The sequence below is a fragment of the Suilimivivens aceti genome (genome assembly GCF_025567405.1).
In the GTDB taxonomy this organism is placed as follows: Bacteria; Bacillota; Clostridia; order Lachnospirales; family Lachnospiraceae; genus Suilimivivens; species Suilimivivens aceti.
The window spans coordinates 1-17,389 of the sequence record NZ_JAOQKJ010000023.1 but is presented as its reverse complement, the minus strand read 5'-3'; the positions used below and the strand labels follow the sequence as shown (position 1 = coordinate 17,389).

Below are 17,389 nucleotides of genomic sequence, written 5' to 3'. Positions count from 1 at the left end.
ACCAACCGCAACGCCGACGGCGACACCAACCGCAACCCCGACAGCGACCCCGACGGCGACGCCAACCGCAACACCGACCGCAACACCAAGTGAGACGCCAACCGCAACGCCAAGTGAAACTCCAACGGCAACACCAGGTGAGACACCGACACCTACTCCCGAAACAACCCCCACTCCTGGAAATGAGCCGACACCTACTCCTGGAAGTGAGGAAACACCGACACCCGGAGATAATCCTACACCAGAGTATACACCTGGTACAACACCGGGAACATCAACAGAAACACCTCCGGATGAGCAGGTACTTGGAGCAAGAAGAGTACAGGATAATGCAGTGCTTGGTGCAAGAAGAGGATCTGATTTTGCAGTACTTGGTAAGAGAAGAAGACCTCAGACAGGCGACAGTATGGCGATGATTCTCTGGCTGATTGCACTGGGTGCAGCGGCAGGCGGAACAGCAGTTTCTGTTGTGAAACTGAATCAGACGAAAAAACGTCGTAAATAAGGAGCATTTAAATGAATAAAAAATTGATACTGTTACTTACTGCAGGACTTATGGCAGCACAGCTTCTTGGCTGTGGAAATAATAAACAGGAATCAGTTGAAGAGGAATCAGCAGTGGAAATCTCCACTGCTGATTCTGATGATAATGAAACTTCTTCTGATATCGTGCCGGTAAGCCCGTCACAGCAATATGACGACAGTGAAGATGTATATGAGAAAGCAGAAATATCCTGTTCTCTGCCGAAAGGCTTCAAAGCCTATGAAGCAGAAGAGGGAATGTATGTACATAAAAACTATCCAAAGGATCTTTCTACGATCAGCTATGTGATCTCGGAAGGAGATGAAAACATAACTGAAAAGTCGAAGGAAGAGTATCAGACCATGATTGAGCAGGATTTTGATGCAAGCTATGGAGATACCGTTCCTGTTACGATAGAGCAGTATGACAAGATCAGAATTGATGGCAGACCGGGGCTCAAGATCAGGCTTCAGTATGAACTTAAGGGTACGGTTTATGAACAGCTCAGCTACAACCTGTTTAACGGGGACGAAACCCACATCCTGACCTTTACACAGGAAGAAGGTGCAGGATGGATGGATGATTTTGAAAAATGCGGAGAGAGCATTCACTTCGTAGCAACGGAAGAGTAAAGAGGAGAACACATGAGAAAATCAGACAGAAAAAGTGTTATGGCAATCTTGATGGCGGTATCATGTGTATTCTCTTTTGCAGGCTGTCAGGAGAAAATGGAAGAGTATGATGCGAAGCCGGTGATTTATCTTTATCCGGAAAGCAAAACAGATGTTACAGTGAAACTGGATTATGCCGGAGAACTGACCTGTACCTATCCGGAGTATCAGGATGGATGGAAGGTTACGGCCAGTCCTGATGGCACATTGACAGATGCAGATGGTCAGACTTATAATTACCTCTACTGGGAAGGCGAGAACAGTGTTTCCTATGATTTTTCCAGTGGTTACTGTGTGGCCGGAAGTGATACAGTTTCCTTCCTGGAGGATGCTCTCCAGCAGCTTGGGCTGACCAGACAGGAGGCAAACGAGTTTATTGTTTACTGGCTGCCATTAATGAAAGAAAATCCCTATAATCTGATCACTTTCCAGTCAGATGTTTATACGCAGGCAGCACAGTTGTCTGTTGATCCGGCGCCGGACACAGTGATCCGGGTATTTATGACATGGAAGCCACTGAAGGATGCAGTGGAGATTCCTGCGCAGGATCTTACTGCACCGGACCGTACCGGATTCACAGTAGTAGAATGGGGTGGATCTCAGGTCAGATAACAGGAAGTCTGACAGAAAAAAGGAGAAGTTATGATAGAAGAAAGTATGCAGGAGCAGGAAGAATTTCCTGAGAGTAAACCGGCAGAAAAGGAACGCCTTACAGACCGGATACTGACCAGGAAGCTTACTCTGAAGGGGATCACCTTTCAGATGGTAGATATTCTTTTTACAGCCTGCCTTTTTATATTGGCATTTCTGATCAGATGGAAGTTAATGCCGATTGAATCTGCAGATTACTTCGGATTTTTGGAGCCATGGATGGAAGCAATCCGGACGAATGGCGGCTGGAGATCCCTTTCCATGGAGATTTCCAATTATACATCGCCTTATATGTATATTATGACGCTGCTTTCTTATATCAGCACCAATGACCTGTATGCGTTAAAGCTGGTTTCTGTGGTCTTTGATTATTTTGCGGCCATAGCGGTACTGAGGATCCTGTACCATATGACAGGAAACCTACGGAAATCCATACTGGGTATGGCAGTTCTTCTGCTTTCCCCGACAGTCATTATTGACAGTGCCTACTGGTGCCAGTGCGATATTATTTACACCTCGTTCCTGCTTTATTCCTATTTATATTTCCTTGAGGATGATGGTGAAAAATCGGCGATCTTTTTTGGACTTTCTTTTATGTTCAAGCTGCAGTCAGTATTTTTGCTGCCATTCTTCGTGATTATGTGGCTGAAAAAAAGAACGATCCGCCTGGAATATTATCTCTGGGTTCCGGCAATCTACTTTATCAGCGTGATCCCGGCCTGGATCGCAGGAAGAAGCCTGAAAGATCTGCTTACGGTATATCTGGATCAGTCAGGTTATTATCCATGGGGAACATTGCATTATCCGAATGTGTATGCTCTGCTTGGGGAAGAAATGCCAGATCTTAGGCATGCAGATGAAGTGAGTGGTGCAGGAACCATTATGACGATCATGATCCTGGGATGTATTGCCTATTATCTGTATACGAAGAAGCTGGAACTGACAGAAGAACTGATGATAACACTTGCTTTGTTTACTGTGACGATAACGGTTTATACCTTGCCGCATATGCATGACAGATACGGATTTCTGATCGATCTGCTGGCAATCATTTACGGGGTATACCGGATGAAAAAGCTGCCGGTCACCTGTGGCTTTATGCTGGTTTCCATGCTCACCTTCATGCCTTATCTGATCGCAGTGGATATTCTGCCATTGAAGGTGCTTGCGCTGATCCAGCTTGCCCTTATTATTTATGTAGGGTATGATCTTTACAGCCAGGTCAGCAGGGCGGCAGCTACAGAATCAGGATCCAGTCCTTCAGCCATCTGAGCTTCATGCCAAGCTCACGGTCAATGGGAAAACCGGATACCACAGGGAAAAACAGAAAGAATACGATCACAGCGGCTGCCAGATAAATGGTGACCGCTTTTTTACCCCATGAAAAACGGTGGATGATACAGTTAATGGTGTACCCCATCATCAGGATGACAAAGAGGATGGCAGGGAAGTAGTGATAGATAAAGGTAATACGGCTGATACTCATCCAGGGCACATACTGGGCTAAATAGGCAAGAAAAAGAAAGGCGGCCCTTTTATCCTTTTTCAGAATACCATGGACAAGCACAAATACCTGACAGGGGATTCCGACCCACCAAATAGCAGGATTTCCCATGCAGCTGACAGCACTTACTTTCGTGGCGGTAACAGCATCATTGGCATCCAGGAGCGGCATCCATATAATAGGCCATTCATAAAAGGGAGAACTGTAATAATGCTCGGCCACAAGCTGGGAATGGTAATTAAACATGGATATGCTTCCTTGAATGGCTTTGTCGATAAGGTTCTTATATTCGGTATAGCCTACCACAGGTATAAAGGAAAGCGTATAAACTACCAGCGGGATCAGAACGAAGAAAATACAGCAGAAGCCAAAAAGCCTTGGAATCTGCTTTTTATTTCCGGGGAATCTGCAGATCACATGGATAAAGAAGATCAGGGCAAGGCCGGCGGCAGCATAAATGCCGGTCCATTTTGTGGCAATGCCAAAAGCCATGGTAATGCCACAGAGGGCAAGGGGAACAAGAATGCGCTCTGTGAGTGGACGGTCCGGCTTTGCTGCATTGTCCCTGACGATATATTCATACATGAAATAATACATGAGCAGAATAAAGAAAGCGGCAAAAATATCAATGGTTGCGATCCGGGAAAGGTTATAGTGCATGCAGTCAAAGCAGAAGAGCGTGGTGACTGCCGTTGCGGTAAAGGTATTCCGGAACAGCCTCTTGGCAAACAGATACATGATACCGGTAATCAGGATGCCAAACAGAGCACTCATAAAACGCCAGCCAAAGGGAGTCATGCCCAAAAGCCGGATACCCAGGGAAATCAGGATCTTACCAAAATGCGGATGAGTTGTTTCGTAGGTTGTTAAATGATGGATGAATTCGTAGGCGGTCCTGCCATGATAAACTTCATCAAACATGGTGCCGTTCATATAAGTGACAGCGGAAGGAAAAGTATCCTGCTCATCAAAGAGCGTGGGATAGCTGTCTGCATTGACGGGTTCAAGGATAGAACCATCCGGCGTTTGTACGACGAGCTCATTGAAAACAGCGGTATCATCAGTGGCAACAATGCCAAGGTAACGCAGATTGTAATTCACATCTACCTTATTCCAGTCAAAGACTGATTCCACAGTGGCATCTCCGTTGATGATTTCCCATTCTCCGGTTACTTCATTAAAAGCAGACAATGATAAATGTCTGGTATTCAGATTCCCGAGAAAAATGGAAAAGGAAGCGATATCCGTATATTCACCAAAGTCAAGAACAATGTCAGCTTCGCCTGTTTTAGTTGTATAAGTGGTTTGCGGAGCCTTAAAGGATCCAAGACGGAAGAATACGAGACAGGTGAAAACAAGAAGCAGGACGCCAAGACACTGCCAGTCTTTCTTCGTCATAAATTCCGGTTTCATTTCAGCAAATAGCTTTTTGCATTTAGATTTCATTGTGTTACCTCTTACCCCTTTTACTTCTATATAGTATAGCAATTTGAATCTTTAAAAACAATATATCAGGATGCTTTTTGTAAGGAGGTGTTCTGACAAAACAGCTGACAGATTTATAAAGGTCTGCAGAAATGGCTATACTGAAAAAGAAAATGAAAAGGAGAAGAAAGATGATTTATATGCAGATTACTAATATTCATGGAAGAGAAATTCTGGATTCGCGTGGGAATCCTACGGTAGAAGCAGAAGTAACGCTCACAGAAACAAGCACAGGAAAAAGGTTTACGGGATGTGCTGCAGTACCATCCGGTGCCAGTACCGGACGGTTTGAGGCAGTAGAACTGCGGGATGCGCAGGAAAGGTATTTTGGGCTTGGGGTACAGAAGGCTGTATCCAATATCAATACTAAGATCAAGGAAGCACTGAGTGGCAGAAATGGACTTGATCAGCAGGAGGTTGACCGGATCCTGATGGAAACTGATGGCACGGATAATAAGGGAAATCTTGGAGCAAATGCGACACTTGCCGTATCCCTTGCCGTAGCAAGAGCGGCGGCAGAATCTCTTAATATGCCGTTATACCGGTATCTTGGCGGTGTCCATACAGACCGGATGCCGGTTCCCATGATGAATATTTTAAATGGCGGAAAACATGCAGCTAATACGGTTGATTTTCAGGAATTTATGATCATGCCGGTCAGTGCCGGAAGCTTTTCAGAGGGGCTTCGGATATGTGCGGAGATTTATCATTATTTAAAGAAGATTCTGGTCCAAAAGGGACTTTCCACAGGAGTCGGGGATGAGGGAGGCTTTGCACCGGATCTCCCGGATGCCAGAGCAGTTCTTACGTTGATTATTGAGGCAATCGAAAAAAGTAAATATCCGCCAGGAAAGGATGTTAAAATAGCTCTTGACGTGGCAAGCAGTGAATTATACAATGAGAAAACAGGCATGTATCATTTCCCTGGGGAAAGCTCTCTGAAGGGAGAGGAGATCGTCAGGGACACTTCTGAAATGATCACATATTATGAAGAACTGATCAATGAATTTCCTATTGTTTCCATTGAAGATGGACTGGCTGAGGATGACTGGGAAGGCTGGAAAAAGCTTACGAAGAGACTTGGCGGCAGGGTGCAGCTTGTTGGAGATGATCTGTTTGTGACAAACACCAAACGGCTGGAAGCAGGAATGAAACTGAACGTGGCAGGTGCCATACTGGTCAAAGTGAATCAGATCGGAACACTTTCAGAAGCCATGGAGGCAGTGCTGATGGCGCAGCATCATGGATATAAAGCTGTGATTTCCCACAGATCAGGAGAAACAGAGGATCCATTTATTGCAGATCTGGCGGTGGCGGTGAATGCGGGTCAGATCAAAACAGGTGCACCCTGCAGAAGTGACAGAGTTGCCAAGTATAACAGGCTTCTCAGGATCGAGGAGCAGCTTGGCAGGAATGCATATTACAGGGATCCTTTTCCTACTGTATAGAATAAACTACGGAGCATTGTGCGCGGAATGATGCAGACGTAAAATGACAGTATCTGTGAAATGGCCTGTAATACAGGAATAAAATACGGGAGATAAGAGAGAATGCACATGAAAAAGGGAATTAAGGAACTGGCGAAACGTACACTGGCACTTGCCCTGACAGTGACTGCGATATGGACATTGCAGCCTGCAGAGGTACATGCAGTGAATTCAAGTGGAAACATTGCACAGGGTGTTGATGTTTCCAAACATAATGGAAGCGTGAATTGGTCACAGGTAGCAGCCAGTGGCATGAAGTTTGCATTTATCAAGGCTGGAAGCACTAACAGTGGCGTGGATCCGAACTTTGACGCCAATATAAAGGGGGCAGCTGCGGCAGGCCTTAAGACAGGTGTATATGTTTATTCCTATGCAACGACACCGGAGGCTGCACAGAATGAAGCGAATCTTGTACTGCAGTGGATCAGTAACTATACAGTAAACTATCCGGTTGTTTTTGATATTGAGGATAAATGCCATAAGAATCTGTCTAATCAGCAGCTCATTGATATTATCAATGCGTTCTGTACTACGATCGATGCTGCAGGTTATCATCCAATGGTGTATTCCTATAAAAATATGTTTACCTCCAAGCTTTCTATCTGCGGATGGGACAAATGGGTAGCACAGTACAGCAGTAACTGTGATTACAATAATAATGTCTGCTTCTGGCAGTATTCCAGCTATGGAAAAGTGAATGGGTTTGGCAGCCGTGTGGATGTGAACTATCAGTACAAGGACTACAGTACCCTGATCATTCCAGAGGGATTTATTGCCCATAATGGACAGACAAGATTCTATCGTAACTGGAAGATGCAGAGAGGCTGGGTTGACTATAATGATACCAGATATTATCTGGATGGCGCGGGCAATCTGGTAAGAGGCTGGTTTACCGACGATAAGGGCACGTATTATCTGACTCCGGAGGACGGACAGATCGCCAGGGGACAGTATACAGCAGAAGGAAACAATTATTACTTCACAGCAGAAGGAATCAAAACAGCAGGCTTGGTTACTGTAGGAGAGCAGAAGTTTTATTATGATCCCCTGAACAATGGTATCATGAAGAAGGAATGGTATTCTGATGAGAAGGGAAATTTCTATTTCTTTGACAGAACAGACGGCCATATGCTGACCGGGGATCAGGTTATTGATGGACTGAAATTTCTTTTCGGTGCAGATGGGATCAGACAGAGCGGCATGATTGCAAGAGAAGATGGTTCCAGCTACTATTATGATCCTGCCACAGGACAGATGGTATCCGGCTGGTTCAACATTGCGGATAAGACTTACTACGCAGATGAACTGGGACATATCGTGACAGGTATTTATCCGGTAGCAAAGCAGAACTATTACTTTGATGAAAAGGGTGTGCTGATCAGAAACCAGGTACTGGATCTGAACGGTGTACAGTATCAGGCTGATGAGAATGGTATCCTGACAGAGATCGTACCGGTACCGGAAGAGGATACAGCCGCTGCTGCTGCACAGGCATCTGCGCAGCCTGTGAAATAGGAAATAATTTACAGAAATACTTGAAAATTCAAAGAGCATATGATAAACTAATGTTTGTTTGCATTAGGAGGTGTGAAAATGGCAGCACTTAGAATCGTAATTCAGATTTTATTTATTTTAATATGTATTGTTTTAACAGTGATCGTTCTGATGCAGGAAGGCAAATCTGCGGGACTGGGAGCGATCAGTGGAGCAGCGGAAACATACTGGGGCAAGAATAAAGGCCGTTCCATGGAAGGTAAGCTTGTTAAGTTTACGAAATATCTGGCGATAGGCTTTATGGTCATCAGTATTATATTAAATCTTAATGTATTTTAGGACTTAAGGCATTCCGCAGGGAATGCCTTTTTTGTACAGGAAAACCGGAAAGGCATTGCAGGAAGCTGGCAGAAAATATGATGGAGAATATGGACAGATCATTATATGAAAAACGCAAAAATTTAATATGTGAGCTGGTAAATGACAAGTTTTATGTTCCCATGAAGGAAAAGGAACTGGCAGCCTTTATGCAGGTTCGTCCCGAAGAACGGGAGGAACTGAAGACGATTCTGAATGAACTGCTGATGGAGGGAAGACTTCAGATTTCCAAGCGTGGCAAGTATTCCAAAGGGGAAGAAGGCGGAGGCCTTGTGGGTACTTTTATCAGTCATCCCAAAGGCTTTGGCTTTGTGGAGATCGAAGGCAGAAGCGAAGATCTGTACATTCCGGAGGGCGGTGTGAACGGTGCCTTCCATCAGGATCAGGTACAGGTAGAACTTTTGAAGGGACAGGGAGGCAGACGACAGGAAGCCAGGATTGTGAAGATTCTTTCCCATGGACTTACAAAGGTGGTGGGTACGTATCAGAAGTCGAAAAGCTTTGGCTTTGTGATCCCGGATCTGGAAAAGATCAGCACTGATATTTATATTCCGGCAGAAGGTTCTAAGGGAGCAGTCACCGGGCATAAAGTAGTAGTGGAGCTTACCGACTACGGAGATGACAAGCATAAACCGGAGGGCAGGATCACGGAGATCCTGGGACATGTGAATGATCCCGGGGTAGATATCCTTTCTATTGTAAAGGGATATGATCTTCCGGTAGAATTCGAGGAAAAGCTTCTGAATCAGGCTGAACGTGTTGGCAAGCCTGTATCTGAGGCTGACATGGCAGGCAGAAGGGATCTGCGTTCCCTACAGATGGTGACGATTGATGGGGAAGATGCCAAGGATCTGGATGATGCAGTCAGTCTGACCAGAGAAGGCGAAAATTACTGCCTTGGGGTTCATATTGCGGATGTCAGCAATTACGTGCAGGAAAATTCTGCACTGGACAGAGAGGCGCTGAATCGTGGTACCAGTGTCTATCTTGTGGACAGAGTGATCCCTATGCTGCCGCATACCCTGTCAAACGGGATCTGCTCCCTGAATCAGGGGGAGGACAGACTGGCTCTGAGCTGTCTGATGAAGGTAAACAAAAAGGGAGAAGTAGTTTCCTATGAAATTGCAGAAACCGTGATCTGTGTGGATAGAAGAATGAGCTATACAGCGGTCAGAAAGATCCTGGAAGAGGGAGATCCGGAATTGATCCAGGAATATGAAGAACTGGTTCCCATGTTTCAGGATATGCAGGAGCTGGCGGCTATCCTCCGTAAGAAGAGAAGACAGAGAGGCTCCATAGATTTTGATTTTCCGGAAAGCAAGATCATTTTGGATCAGAAAGGAAATCCCGTTTCCATAGAGCCTTATGAAAGAAATGTGGCAACAGATCTGATCGAAGACTTTATGCTTCTTGCCAATGAGACAGTAGCACAGCATTTTTACTGGATGGAGGTGCCGTTCCTTTACCGGACACATGAAACACCGGATACAGAGAAAATAGAGAAGCTGGCGACTTTTATCCATAATTTTGGTTATCATATCAAGATCAAAACCAGCGATCATGAGGTGCATCCAAAGGAGATCCAGAAGCTCCTTGCCAGTATCGAGGGAACGGAAGAGGAAGCCCTGATTGCAAGGCTGGCGCTCCGGAGCATGAAGCAGGCAAAGTATTCGGTGGAATGTACTGGACACTTCGGACTTGCCTGTGCCTGTTACTGTCACTTTACCTCTCCAATCCGTAGGTATCCGGATCTTCAGATCCACAGGATCATTAAGGAGCAGCTGCGCGGACGTCTTATGGAAAAGCGGATTGACCATTATAAGGAGATCCTTCCGGAGGTCGCAAGGCAGACTTCCAGACTGGAGCGCCGTGCGGATGAGGCAGAGCGTGAAACAGATAAGCTGAAGAAGGCACAGTATATGAAGCACCATATCGGAGAAACACTGGAAGGTATTATTTCCGGTATTACCGCATGGGGGATTTATGTGGAACTGCCAAATACGGTAGAAGGCATGATCCATGTAGCAAGACTGACCGGTGATTACTATTATTACAAGGAAGAGACCTTCGAAATGGTGGGAAGGGATACCGGAAGATGCTTTAAGCTTGGACAGAGACTGAAGGTTTTTGTGGATAGTGTCGATATGGTATCAAAGAGCGTGGATTTTCTGCTTGCAGAGGATGATATGGAAGAAGAGGAGCAGGGATAATGGCAAAGGAAGAAATGAAGCTTGTTGCAAATAACAAGAAAGCCTATCATGATTATTTTATAGAAGAAAAGTATGAAGCAGGGCTGGTACTTCATGGAACGGAAGTCAAGTCACTGCGTATGGGAAAATGCAGTATTAAGGAAGCATTCATCCGTATCGAAAATGGAGAGGTGTATGCCTATGGCATGCACATCAGTCCTTATGAAAAGGGGAACATTTTCAACAAGGATCCGTTGCGGCCAAAGAAGCTGCTATTGCATAAACAGCAGATCCGGAAACTGATCGGAAGCAGTGCAGAGAAGGGCTATACGCTGGTGCCCCTGCAGGTTTATTTCAGGGACGGCAGAGCCAAGATCGAGATCGGACTTGCCCGTGGTAAAAAGCTATATGACAAGAGGCAGGACATTGCAAAGAAGGATCAGAGAAGAGAGGCGGAGAAGGAACTGAAGATCCGTCTGAAGGGTTAAAAATTTTGATTGCTATTTTATAAATAACTGGTATACTTACAGTAGATATAAGGGTTAGTAAAGGTTTCGACAGGGATCTTGCAGCTGGAGAAGCTATCCGCAGGCGATGCGTCAAATCGCAACATTAAATACAAACGCTGAAGATAATTTAGCATACGCTGCCTAATGGCAGCTGTCCGCTTTAGTGCACCTACACATTAAAATCCGGGCATCGACTATGTAGGAAACGACATAGGCTAAGCTTTGCACCTGTGGGCGTATCATGAAGCTACTGAACGGATATGGGTGTCGGTTTCCAGATCCGGGAGGGAATGAGGGGTTTCCCAAAATAATCGACTATGATAGTAGAAGGACAGGGAATGGGTCTTTGGACGCGGGTTCGACTCCCGCCTAATCCACTAACCTAAAATCCATGAATACGAGGAGAGTTTCGTGTTCATGGATTTTTTTGAAAGGAAGTACCTATGGCACAGAAGGATGAGTATCAGGTTGATGGGTATCTGTTCATCTCAAAGGAGGACAGGGATCTGGCACTGGAAGAAAAACAGAAGATTGACTATTTTGAGGAGAAAACAAAGGGCAAGAATAAGACCATGCTGCTGAATCTGTATGACAGTATCCTGGATCAGAAGCTGTTTAAGACACCTGTTGGCTTAGAATATTTAAGAAAGCTCAGAGAAGAACTGATCGCAGATGGATATGAGGAATCTCAGATCAGACCGATTCCTCTTTACAGAAATTATTCTTATAAGACAGGAGAGGAAATAGATGTATCCTATGTAAAGCGGAGAGTGAAGCCTTCTGACAGGAGGGAAAAGAAAGCGGGATATCTGCAGATATCAGTGTGCTTTAATCTGCTGCTTACATTGCTGGTGATCACGATGTTTGTGATCACAATGAAAAGTGATAATCCGAATATTCTGAATTACAAAAAACAGATTTTAAATGAATATGCATCCTGGGAACAGGAATTAACAGAAAGAGAGAACAGAGTCAGAGAAAAGGAACAGGAGCTCTCTATGGAAGCTCCGGAAGAATCAGAGGTGATCACAGATGGAGAAGATGAAAATACTGGTCGTTGATGATGAAGCGAGAATGCGTAAACTGGTTTCGGATTTCCTTACTAAAAGCGGCTATACGGTACTTGAGGCGGGAGATGGCAGCGAGGCACTGGATATCTTTTTTGAACAGAAGGATATTGCACTTGTGATACTTGATGTCATGATGCCCAAAATGGATGGCTGGCAGACATGCAGGGAGATCAGACAGTATTCCAAGGTGCCGATTATCATGCTGACGGCAAGAAGTGATGAGAAGGATGAACTTCAGGGTTTCCAGCTTGGCGTGGATGAATATATCAGTAAGCCCTTCAGTCCTAAGATCCTGGTGGCCAGAGTAGAGGCGATCCTTCGCAGAACAGGGCAGACAGAATCAGAAGATAAGCTGTCCATGGGAGGTATTGTTCTTGACAAGGAAGCTCACAGTGTAACCATTGACGGCAAAGAAATAGAGCTGAGCTATAAGGAATTTGAACTGCTTGCTTATTTTATGGAAAATAAAGGAATTGCACTTTCAAGAGAAAAGATTCTGAATAATGTATGGAATTATGATTACTTTGGCGATGCCCGTACCATTGATACCCATGTAAAAAAACTCCGCAGCAAAATGGGTGAGAAGGGTGATCTGATCAAGACCATCTGGGGTATGGGCTATAAGTTTGAGGTATAAAATGTTCCATACGATGGTTGAAAGGCGACCGGCCGGCTTTCGTCATTCTATCAAGAAACAGATGGCTGCGGTGTTCAGTCTGCTCATGATGGGAACGATTTTGCTATGCTGGTTCATTAATAATTTTTTTCTTGGAGAATACTATATTTCCAAGAAACAGAATGCCATGTTTGCAACTTACCAGATACTGAATATGGCAGCAACTAATGGCACGCTCTCTACAGACAGCTTTGATATCGAATTTCAGAAGAACTGCGGAAAATACAATATAAATTATATCCTGCTTGATGCAGAATCCAAAACACTGAAAACATCAACACCGGATTACAGTACCTACAGTCAGAGACTCCTGAATAATCTGTTTGGGGAAAATGCAGAACATCAGAAGCTTTTGGAAACTGGAGAGAAATATGAGATCCAGATTGCTGAGGATGACAGGACAGCAACTGAATTTCTGGAAATGTGGGGAGTTCTTGACAATGGAAATCTGTTCCTCTTCAGAAGTCCGCTGGAAAGCATCCGGGAAAGCGTGAAGCTGGCAAACCGGTTTCTCGGAGAGGTGGGGATCGCTTCTGCTATTATCAGTGCGGTGATCGTATACCTGATCTCCAGACAGATCACGAAACCAATCGAAGAGCTGACCGGGATTTCAGAGAGAATGATCCACCTGGATTTTGATGCGAAGTATACTGGAAAGAGCAGGACGGAGATCGCACAGCTTGGACAGAATATCAATGAGCTTTCCTATACACTGGAGCAGACGATTTCCGAATTGAAAAGTGCTAATAATGAACTTCAGAGGGATATTGAGAGAAAGAATAAAATTGATGAGATGCGGAAGGAATTCCTTGCCAATGTATCTCATGAACTGAAAACACCCATTGCCCTGATCCAGGGATATGCAGAAGGCCTGAAAGAGGGCATTTCTGATGATGAAGAGAGCAGGAATTTTTACTGTGAGGTCATCATGGATGAAGCAGCCAAGATGAACAACATGGTAAAAAAGCTGATGACACTGAATGAACTGGAATTTGGCAACGAAAAGGTGGAAATGGAGCGCTTTGATATCGTTGCCCTGATCCGAAACTATCTGCAGGCATCCGAGCTGCTCTGCAGACAGAAGGAGATCGAGGTGATCATGGAGGCAAAGAAGCCGGTTTATGTATGGGCAGATGAATTCATGATTGAAGAAGTGTTTGGAAATTACTTCAGCAATGCCTTAAATCATATTGCAGGAAAAAGAGTGATTGATGTAAAATTAAACAGGCATGACAATCTGGTCAGGGTTTCTGTTTTTAATACAGGGGAACAGATTCCGGAAGACAGTCTGCCCCATATCTGGGATAAATTTTACAAAGTTGATAAGGCAAGAACGAGAGCCTACGGAGGAAGTGGCGTTGGCCTTTCTATCGTAAAGGCGGTTATGGAAGCACTGAACCAGAAGTATGGTGCAGTGAATTATGATAACGGCGTGGAATTCTGGTTTGAACTGGAGTCTGCCGGAGAAAAAGTTGATGATGAAAAGGGAATGGAGACGGAGGAAAGTCAGAATGGATGAACTGCAAAGAGCAAAGGCGCTCAGGGATCAGGCCGGCAGGCTGGAGGAGATCGGCAGGGTGAAAAAGCGTCTGCTGGATCTGATCGAGATTTCACAGGATCCCTATTATGACCAGTATCTGAAGCAGATGCTGAAGGATCTGGAGGGAGGAAATGCATCTCCGCAGCAGGTACAGCAGGAGATGGAACGTACCTATAAAATATACCTGGAAAGAATGCGTGAAACGAAGAAGGCAAAGAATGGCCAGCCGGCGCAGACTGGTCAGCCAGTCAGCGATGCAGCACCCGCGGCGTACACAACAGCCGTTCAGCCGGAGAATCTGCATAAAGGGACGGTAGAGTTTAAAATCGGGGCAGAGCTGTTTGCGTTTATCGGAGCTGCCTTTGTTCTGATCGCTTTTCTGATTCTCGGACTGCATTTCCTTGATGGAATCTGGCAGGGGATCAGTCTGTATGCAGCTTCTCTGGTGGTCGTTCTGCTCGGAGAACTACTGGTACGCCGGATCAGTGAAAGGTTTTCCGTGATTATTACCGGTATAGGAATCGCCGGCATTTATATATCCGATATGGTGAATTTCCAGGTGCTCCATAATATTGGAGCCATAACGGCACTGATAGTGGCGCTGGCGGTAACAGCAGGAACATTTTTCCTAGGTAGGAAGAGGGAGTCAGTTTCTTTGTGGCTTGTCAGTCTGATCGGCTGCTATATCTGCTTTATTCCCGGAAGATGTTATGAAAACGGACTGAATCTGCTGGTTCTGACAGTAATTCTGCTGCTTGTGAATCTGACGTCGATTGGACTAAAGCTGGATAAGAATACGGAAGCAGTTAAGATCATCCATATGATCATTCACACTGTATTTACCGTAATAGGCATGGTAAGAATTTACTATGCACATCTGGATGCTATTTACATGATCCTGTTTATTGGAGTGGCACTTGCTGTTTTACACCTGATCTATTTTATGGACAGGGAAAAAGAGAAAATAGGGCTTATGATTACCTATGATATCCTACTGGGCATGATGGCAGTTATGTTTGTGGAAGTCGGGGCGATTTTGGACTTTACGAATATGTTCAGCTATGATTATGAAATATCACAGCTTTTTGTCAAACTACTGACAGAGGTGGTAGCACTGGCTGTCACAGCGGTATTTTTCCTGCTGTATGGTCAGAACAGAAAAAAATGGATCCTGTATTATTTTGCTGCCGGTATCATTGTCCTGTTCAATGGGTTTTCGGATTACATGCTGGAAACAACCATCGGCATAATACTGATCTTTGTGGTAACAAGGCTGCTGCAGAAAGAAAAAGATCTGACAGTACTTGATAATATACTGACGGTAATTCTGTTTTTGCAGGGAGCCTATATGACACAGACCTGGTATGCGGTTCCTTTTGCAGTGGCTGCAGTATTTGCTGTTGTGTATATCAGAAGATCCGTCCTTTTTCAGGAGATCACAGGTCTTTACGGAATCCTGCTGATGCTTTTTACACAGTTCCATGGAGATTATGTCCTGGCGGCAGCCATGGCGGTTGTACTGGTGCTTTTCTGGCTGTTTGCACATTTGCCGGTGCAGAAGGAGACAAACCGATATCCCTATGCAATGGTTACTGTGATAACGGCAGGACTGTTAAGTCTGTGCAGTCCGATTATAGATACATGGTATTATAATGTGATTACCATGATCCTTGGTGCTGCGGTCATTCTGCTTGTATTCAGGGAACAGTACGGGATGAAGGTAAAGCGGAAGTATCTGTGGCTTGCCTATTACTTTGACTATATGATATTGACAGCCGGATTTGCACTGCCGATCATAGTAAGTATTATCTGGATGATCGTAGCGATGGGCTGTGTGGCAGTTGGCTTTAAAAAGAAGGACAGATGTTATAGACTGAATGGTCTTATCATGGCGGGAATTGTATGTCTGAAGCTCCTGATTTTTGATTTTATCGGAATTACCAGCTTTTATCGTGCAATTCTGTTCCTGGCAGTAGGAATCATAGCCCTTGTCATATCTTTCCTTTATATTCATCTGGAGAAGAAGGAGAATGAAAAGAAGGCCGCAGCAGAAGAAGTAGCAGAACCGGAAGTAACTATCGTAGAAGAATCTGAGGGTGCTGCCGTGCCGGCTGAAAGCACAGAAATGGAAGAACATATAATATCTGAAATGAATACTGCTCAGGCAGAAGAGGAGGAGAACCATGAATAGGGCGACAGGAATTACAGCAGCAATACTGACAGCAAGCCTTCTCCTTTCCGGATGTGGCAATCAGATCCCGGATATGACAGAAGAAGAACAGGCGATGATTGTCAGCTACGCGGCAGAGGTAGTAGAACGTCATGACAGCAATCATCCGTCTAGACTGGAAAGCGAAGAAGTTGTAGAGCTGAAAAAAGAAGAAGAAGCACAGAAGGAAGCCAAAAAGGAACAGTTGAAGCAGGAAGAAGCAGCAAAGGCAGAAGAAGCGAAGAATAATGAGGCGTCTTCTTCTGAAGCTGCAAAACAGAAAGTAGAACTGACTCTGGATGATGTGGTCGGAGCAGATGGCTTTTCTTTTTCTTATGAAGGATATGAACTGGATGATTCATACCCGGATACGGGCGAGGAAACCTATTTTGCCATGGATGCGACAGAAGGGCAGAAGCTTCTTGTACTGAAATTCCTTGCGCATAATGTCAGCGGGGAAGACAGGGAGCTGTCCATGGCCAGCAGTGGAGTACGTTTCAAAATTACAGCAGGTGGAAAGACACAGAATGCTCTGACCACTATGCTGCTGAATGATTTCTCAAATTTCAGTGAAACAATACCCGGAAACGGAACCCAGGAACTGGTACTGATCTGTGAGGTACCGGCAGATGGCAGTGTGACAGAAGGCGGCTCTGACAGCATAGCGGTTATTGTTAGAAATGGAGATAAAAACGCAACAATTTCATTACAGTAAAGTACTGAACCAGAATAAGGATTAGCGAGATGACGAAAAAAGGCCAGCTTTTAAGGCCTTTTTTGCTTTTCTGAAAAATGTGCAAAAAATTTCTACAATTTTTAAAAAAGGGCATTGACAAGGGCTATTTATAGTGGTATATTATGATTCGTTGCGAGGGACAAGTAAAACGAAGTCGAAAAGCAACGAAGAAAAATAAAAAAAGGTGTTGACACAGACAGAAACACATGATATTATATCAGAGTTGCGTCTGAGAGACACAGCAACGAATGCGAAGCAGATCTGCGA

The 17,389-nt window shown here is 44.7% G+C and carries 15 protein-coding genes and 1 other RNA gene; 15 read left to right on the top strand and 1 reads right to left on the bottom strand.

Translation table 11 applies throughout. The annotated features are described in order from the left end of the window. The 4 genes from OCV77_RS16010 to OCV77_RS15995 form a co-directional block, all read left to right on the top strand. A partial coding sequence (locus OCV77_RS16010) for a hypothetical protein (RefSeq protein ID WP_331488913.1) occupies positions 1 to 505 on the top strand: 505 nt, incomplete at its 5' end. A gap of 11 nt (positions 506 to 516) precedes the next feature. Beyond that, on the top strand, positions 517 to 1,155 hold the full coding sequence (locus tag OCV77_RS16005) for a hypothetical protein (RefSeq protein WP_262575973.1): 639 nt from the start codon (positions 517 to 519) through the stop codon (positions 1,153 to 1,155). A gap of 12 nt (positions 1,156 to 1,167) precedes the next feature. After that, positions 1,168 to 1,806 carry a hypothetical protein gene (locus OCV77_RS16000; protein WP_262575972.1) on the top strand — a complete coding sequence of 213 codons (639 nt, stop codon included), beginning with the start codon at positions 1,168 to 1,170 and terminating at the stop codon, positions 1,804 to 1,806. A gap of 30 nt (positions 1,807 to 1,836) precedes the next feature. Beyond that, complete coding sequence (locus OCV77_RS15995; protein WP_262575971.1) at positions 1,837 to 3,117, top strand: hypothetical protein; 1,281 nt, start codon at positions 1,837 to 1,839, stop codon at positions 3,115 to 3,117. Here OCV77_RS15995 and OCV77_RS15990 read toward each other — a convergent pair. Beyond that, the gene (locus OCV77_RS15990; protein WP_262575970.1) at positions 3,083 to 4,795 is read right to left on the bottom strand and encodes a phospholipid carrier-dependent glycosyltransferase; all 1,713 of its coding nucleotides are present in this window, start codon (positions 4,793 to 4,795) and stop codon (positions 3,083 to 3,085) included. The genes OCV77_RS15995 and OCV77_RS15990 overlap by 35 nt on opposite strands. A gap of 170 nt (positions 4,796 to 4,965) precedes the next feature. Between OCV77_RS15990 and eno the strand changes: the two genes are divergently transcribed. From eno to OCV77_RS15935, 11 genes are all read left to right on the top strand, one after another. Next, positions 4,966 to 6,282 (top strand): phosphopyruvate hydratase, encoded by a 1,317-nt coding sequence (gene eno, locus OCV77_RS15985; RefSeq protein ID WP_262575969.1) that lies wholly within the window; start codon positions 4,966 to 4,968, stop codon positions 6,280 to 6,282. A gap of 108 nt (positions 6,283 to 6,390) precedes the next feature. Continuing rightward, a complete protein-coding gene (locus OCV77_RS15980; protein ID WP_262575968.1) occupies positions 6,391 to 7,836 on the top strand; it encodes a GH25 family lysozyme in 1,446 nt (481 codons plus the stop codon). A 78-nt stretch (positions 7,837 to 7,914) separates the two neighbouring features. Beyond that, positions 7,915 to 8,154 carry a preprotein translocase subunit SecG gene (gene secG / locus OCV77_RS15975; protein WP_118799284.1) on the top strand — a complete coding sequence of 80 codons (240 nt, stop codon included), beginning with the start codon at positions 7,915 to 7,917 and terminating at the stop codon, positions 8,152 to 8,154. An 89-nt stretch (positions 8,155 to 8,243) separates the two neighbouring features. Continuing rightward, positions 8,244 to 10,403 carry a ribonuclease R gene (rnr, locus tag OCV77_RS15970; protein ID WP_262575974.1) on the top strand — a complete coding sequence of 720 codons (2,160 nt, stop codon included), beginning with the start codon at positions 8,244 to 8,246 and terminating at the stop codon, positions 10,401 to 10,403. Continuing rightward, the gene (gene smpB, locus OCV77_RS15965; protein ID WP_118799283.1) at positions 10,403 to 10,870 is read left to right on the top strand and encodes an SsrA-binding protein SmpB; all 468 of its coding nucleotides are present in this window, start codon (positions 10,403 to 10,405) and stop codon (positions 10,868 to 10,870) included. The genes rnr and smpB overlap by 1 nt, the downstream gene beginning before the upstream one ends. 51 nt (positions 10,871 to 10,921) lie before the next feature. Beyond that, positions 10,922 to 11,271: a transfer-messenger RNA gene (gene ssrA, locus OCV77_RS15960) on the top strand. Between the two features lie 63 nt (positions 11,272 to 11,334). Beyond that, the gene (locus OCV77_RS15955; RefSeq protein WP_118799282.1) at positions 11,335 to 11,952 is read left to right on the top strand and encodes a hypothetical protein; all 618 of its coding nucleotides are present in this window, start codon (positions 11,335 to 11,337) and stop codon (positions 11,950 to 11,952) included. Further along, complete coding sequence (locus tag OCV77_RS15950) at positions 11,924 to 12,598, top strand: response regulator transcription factor (RefSeq protein WP_118799281.1); 675 nt, start codon at positions 11,924 to 11,926, stop codon at positions 12,596 to 12,598. Before OCV77_RS15955 ends, OCV77_RS15950 begins: the two co-directional genes overlap by 29 nt. Before the next feature lie 13 nt (positions 12,599 to 12,611). Next, entirely contained in the window at positions 12,612 to 14,156 is a 1,545-nt protein-coding gene (locus OCV77_RS15945; protein ID WP_262575967.1) for a sensor histidine kinase, read from the top strand. After that, positions 14,149 to 16,368 carry a DUF2339 domain-containing protein gene (locus OCV77_RS15940; RefSeq protein WP_262575966.1) on the top strand — a complete coding sequence of 740 codons (2,220 nt, stop codon included), beginning with the start codon at positions 14,149 to 14,151 and terminating at the stop codon, positions 16,366 to 16,368. Before OCV77_RS15945 ends, OCV77_RS15940 begins: the two co-directional genes overlap by 8 nt. Beyond that, on the top strand, positions 16,361 to 17,101 hold the full coding sequence (locus OCV77_RS15935) for a hypothetical protein (protein WP_262575965.1): 741 nt from the start codon (positions 16,361 to 16,363) through the stop codon (positions 17,099 to 17,101). The genes OCV77_RS15940 and OCV77_RS15935 overlap by 8 nt, the downstream gene beginning before the upstream one ends. The last annotated feature ends 288 nt before the right edge of the window (positions 17,102 to 17,389 follow it).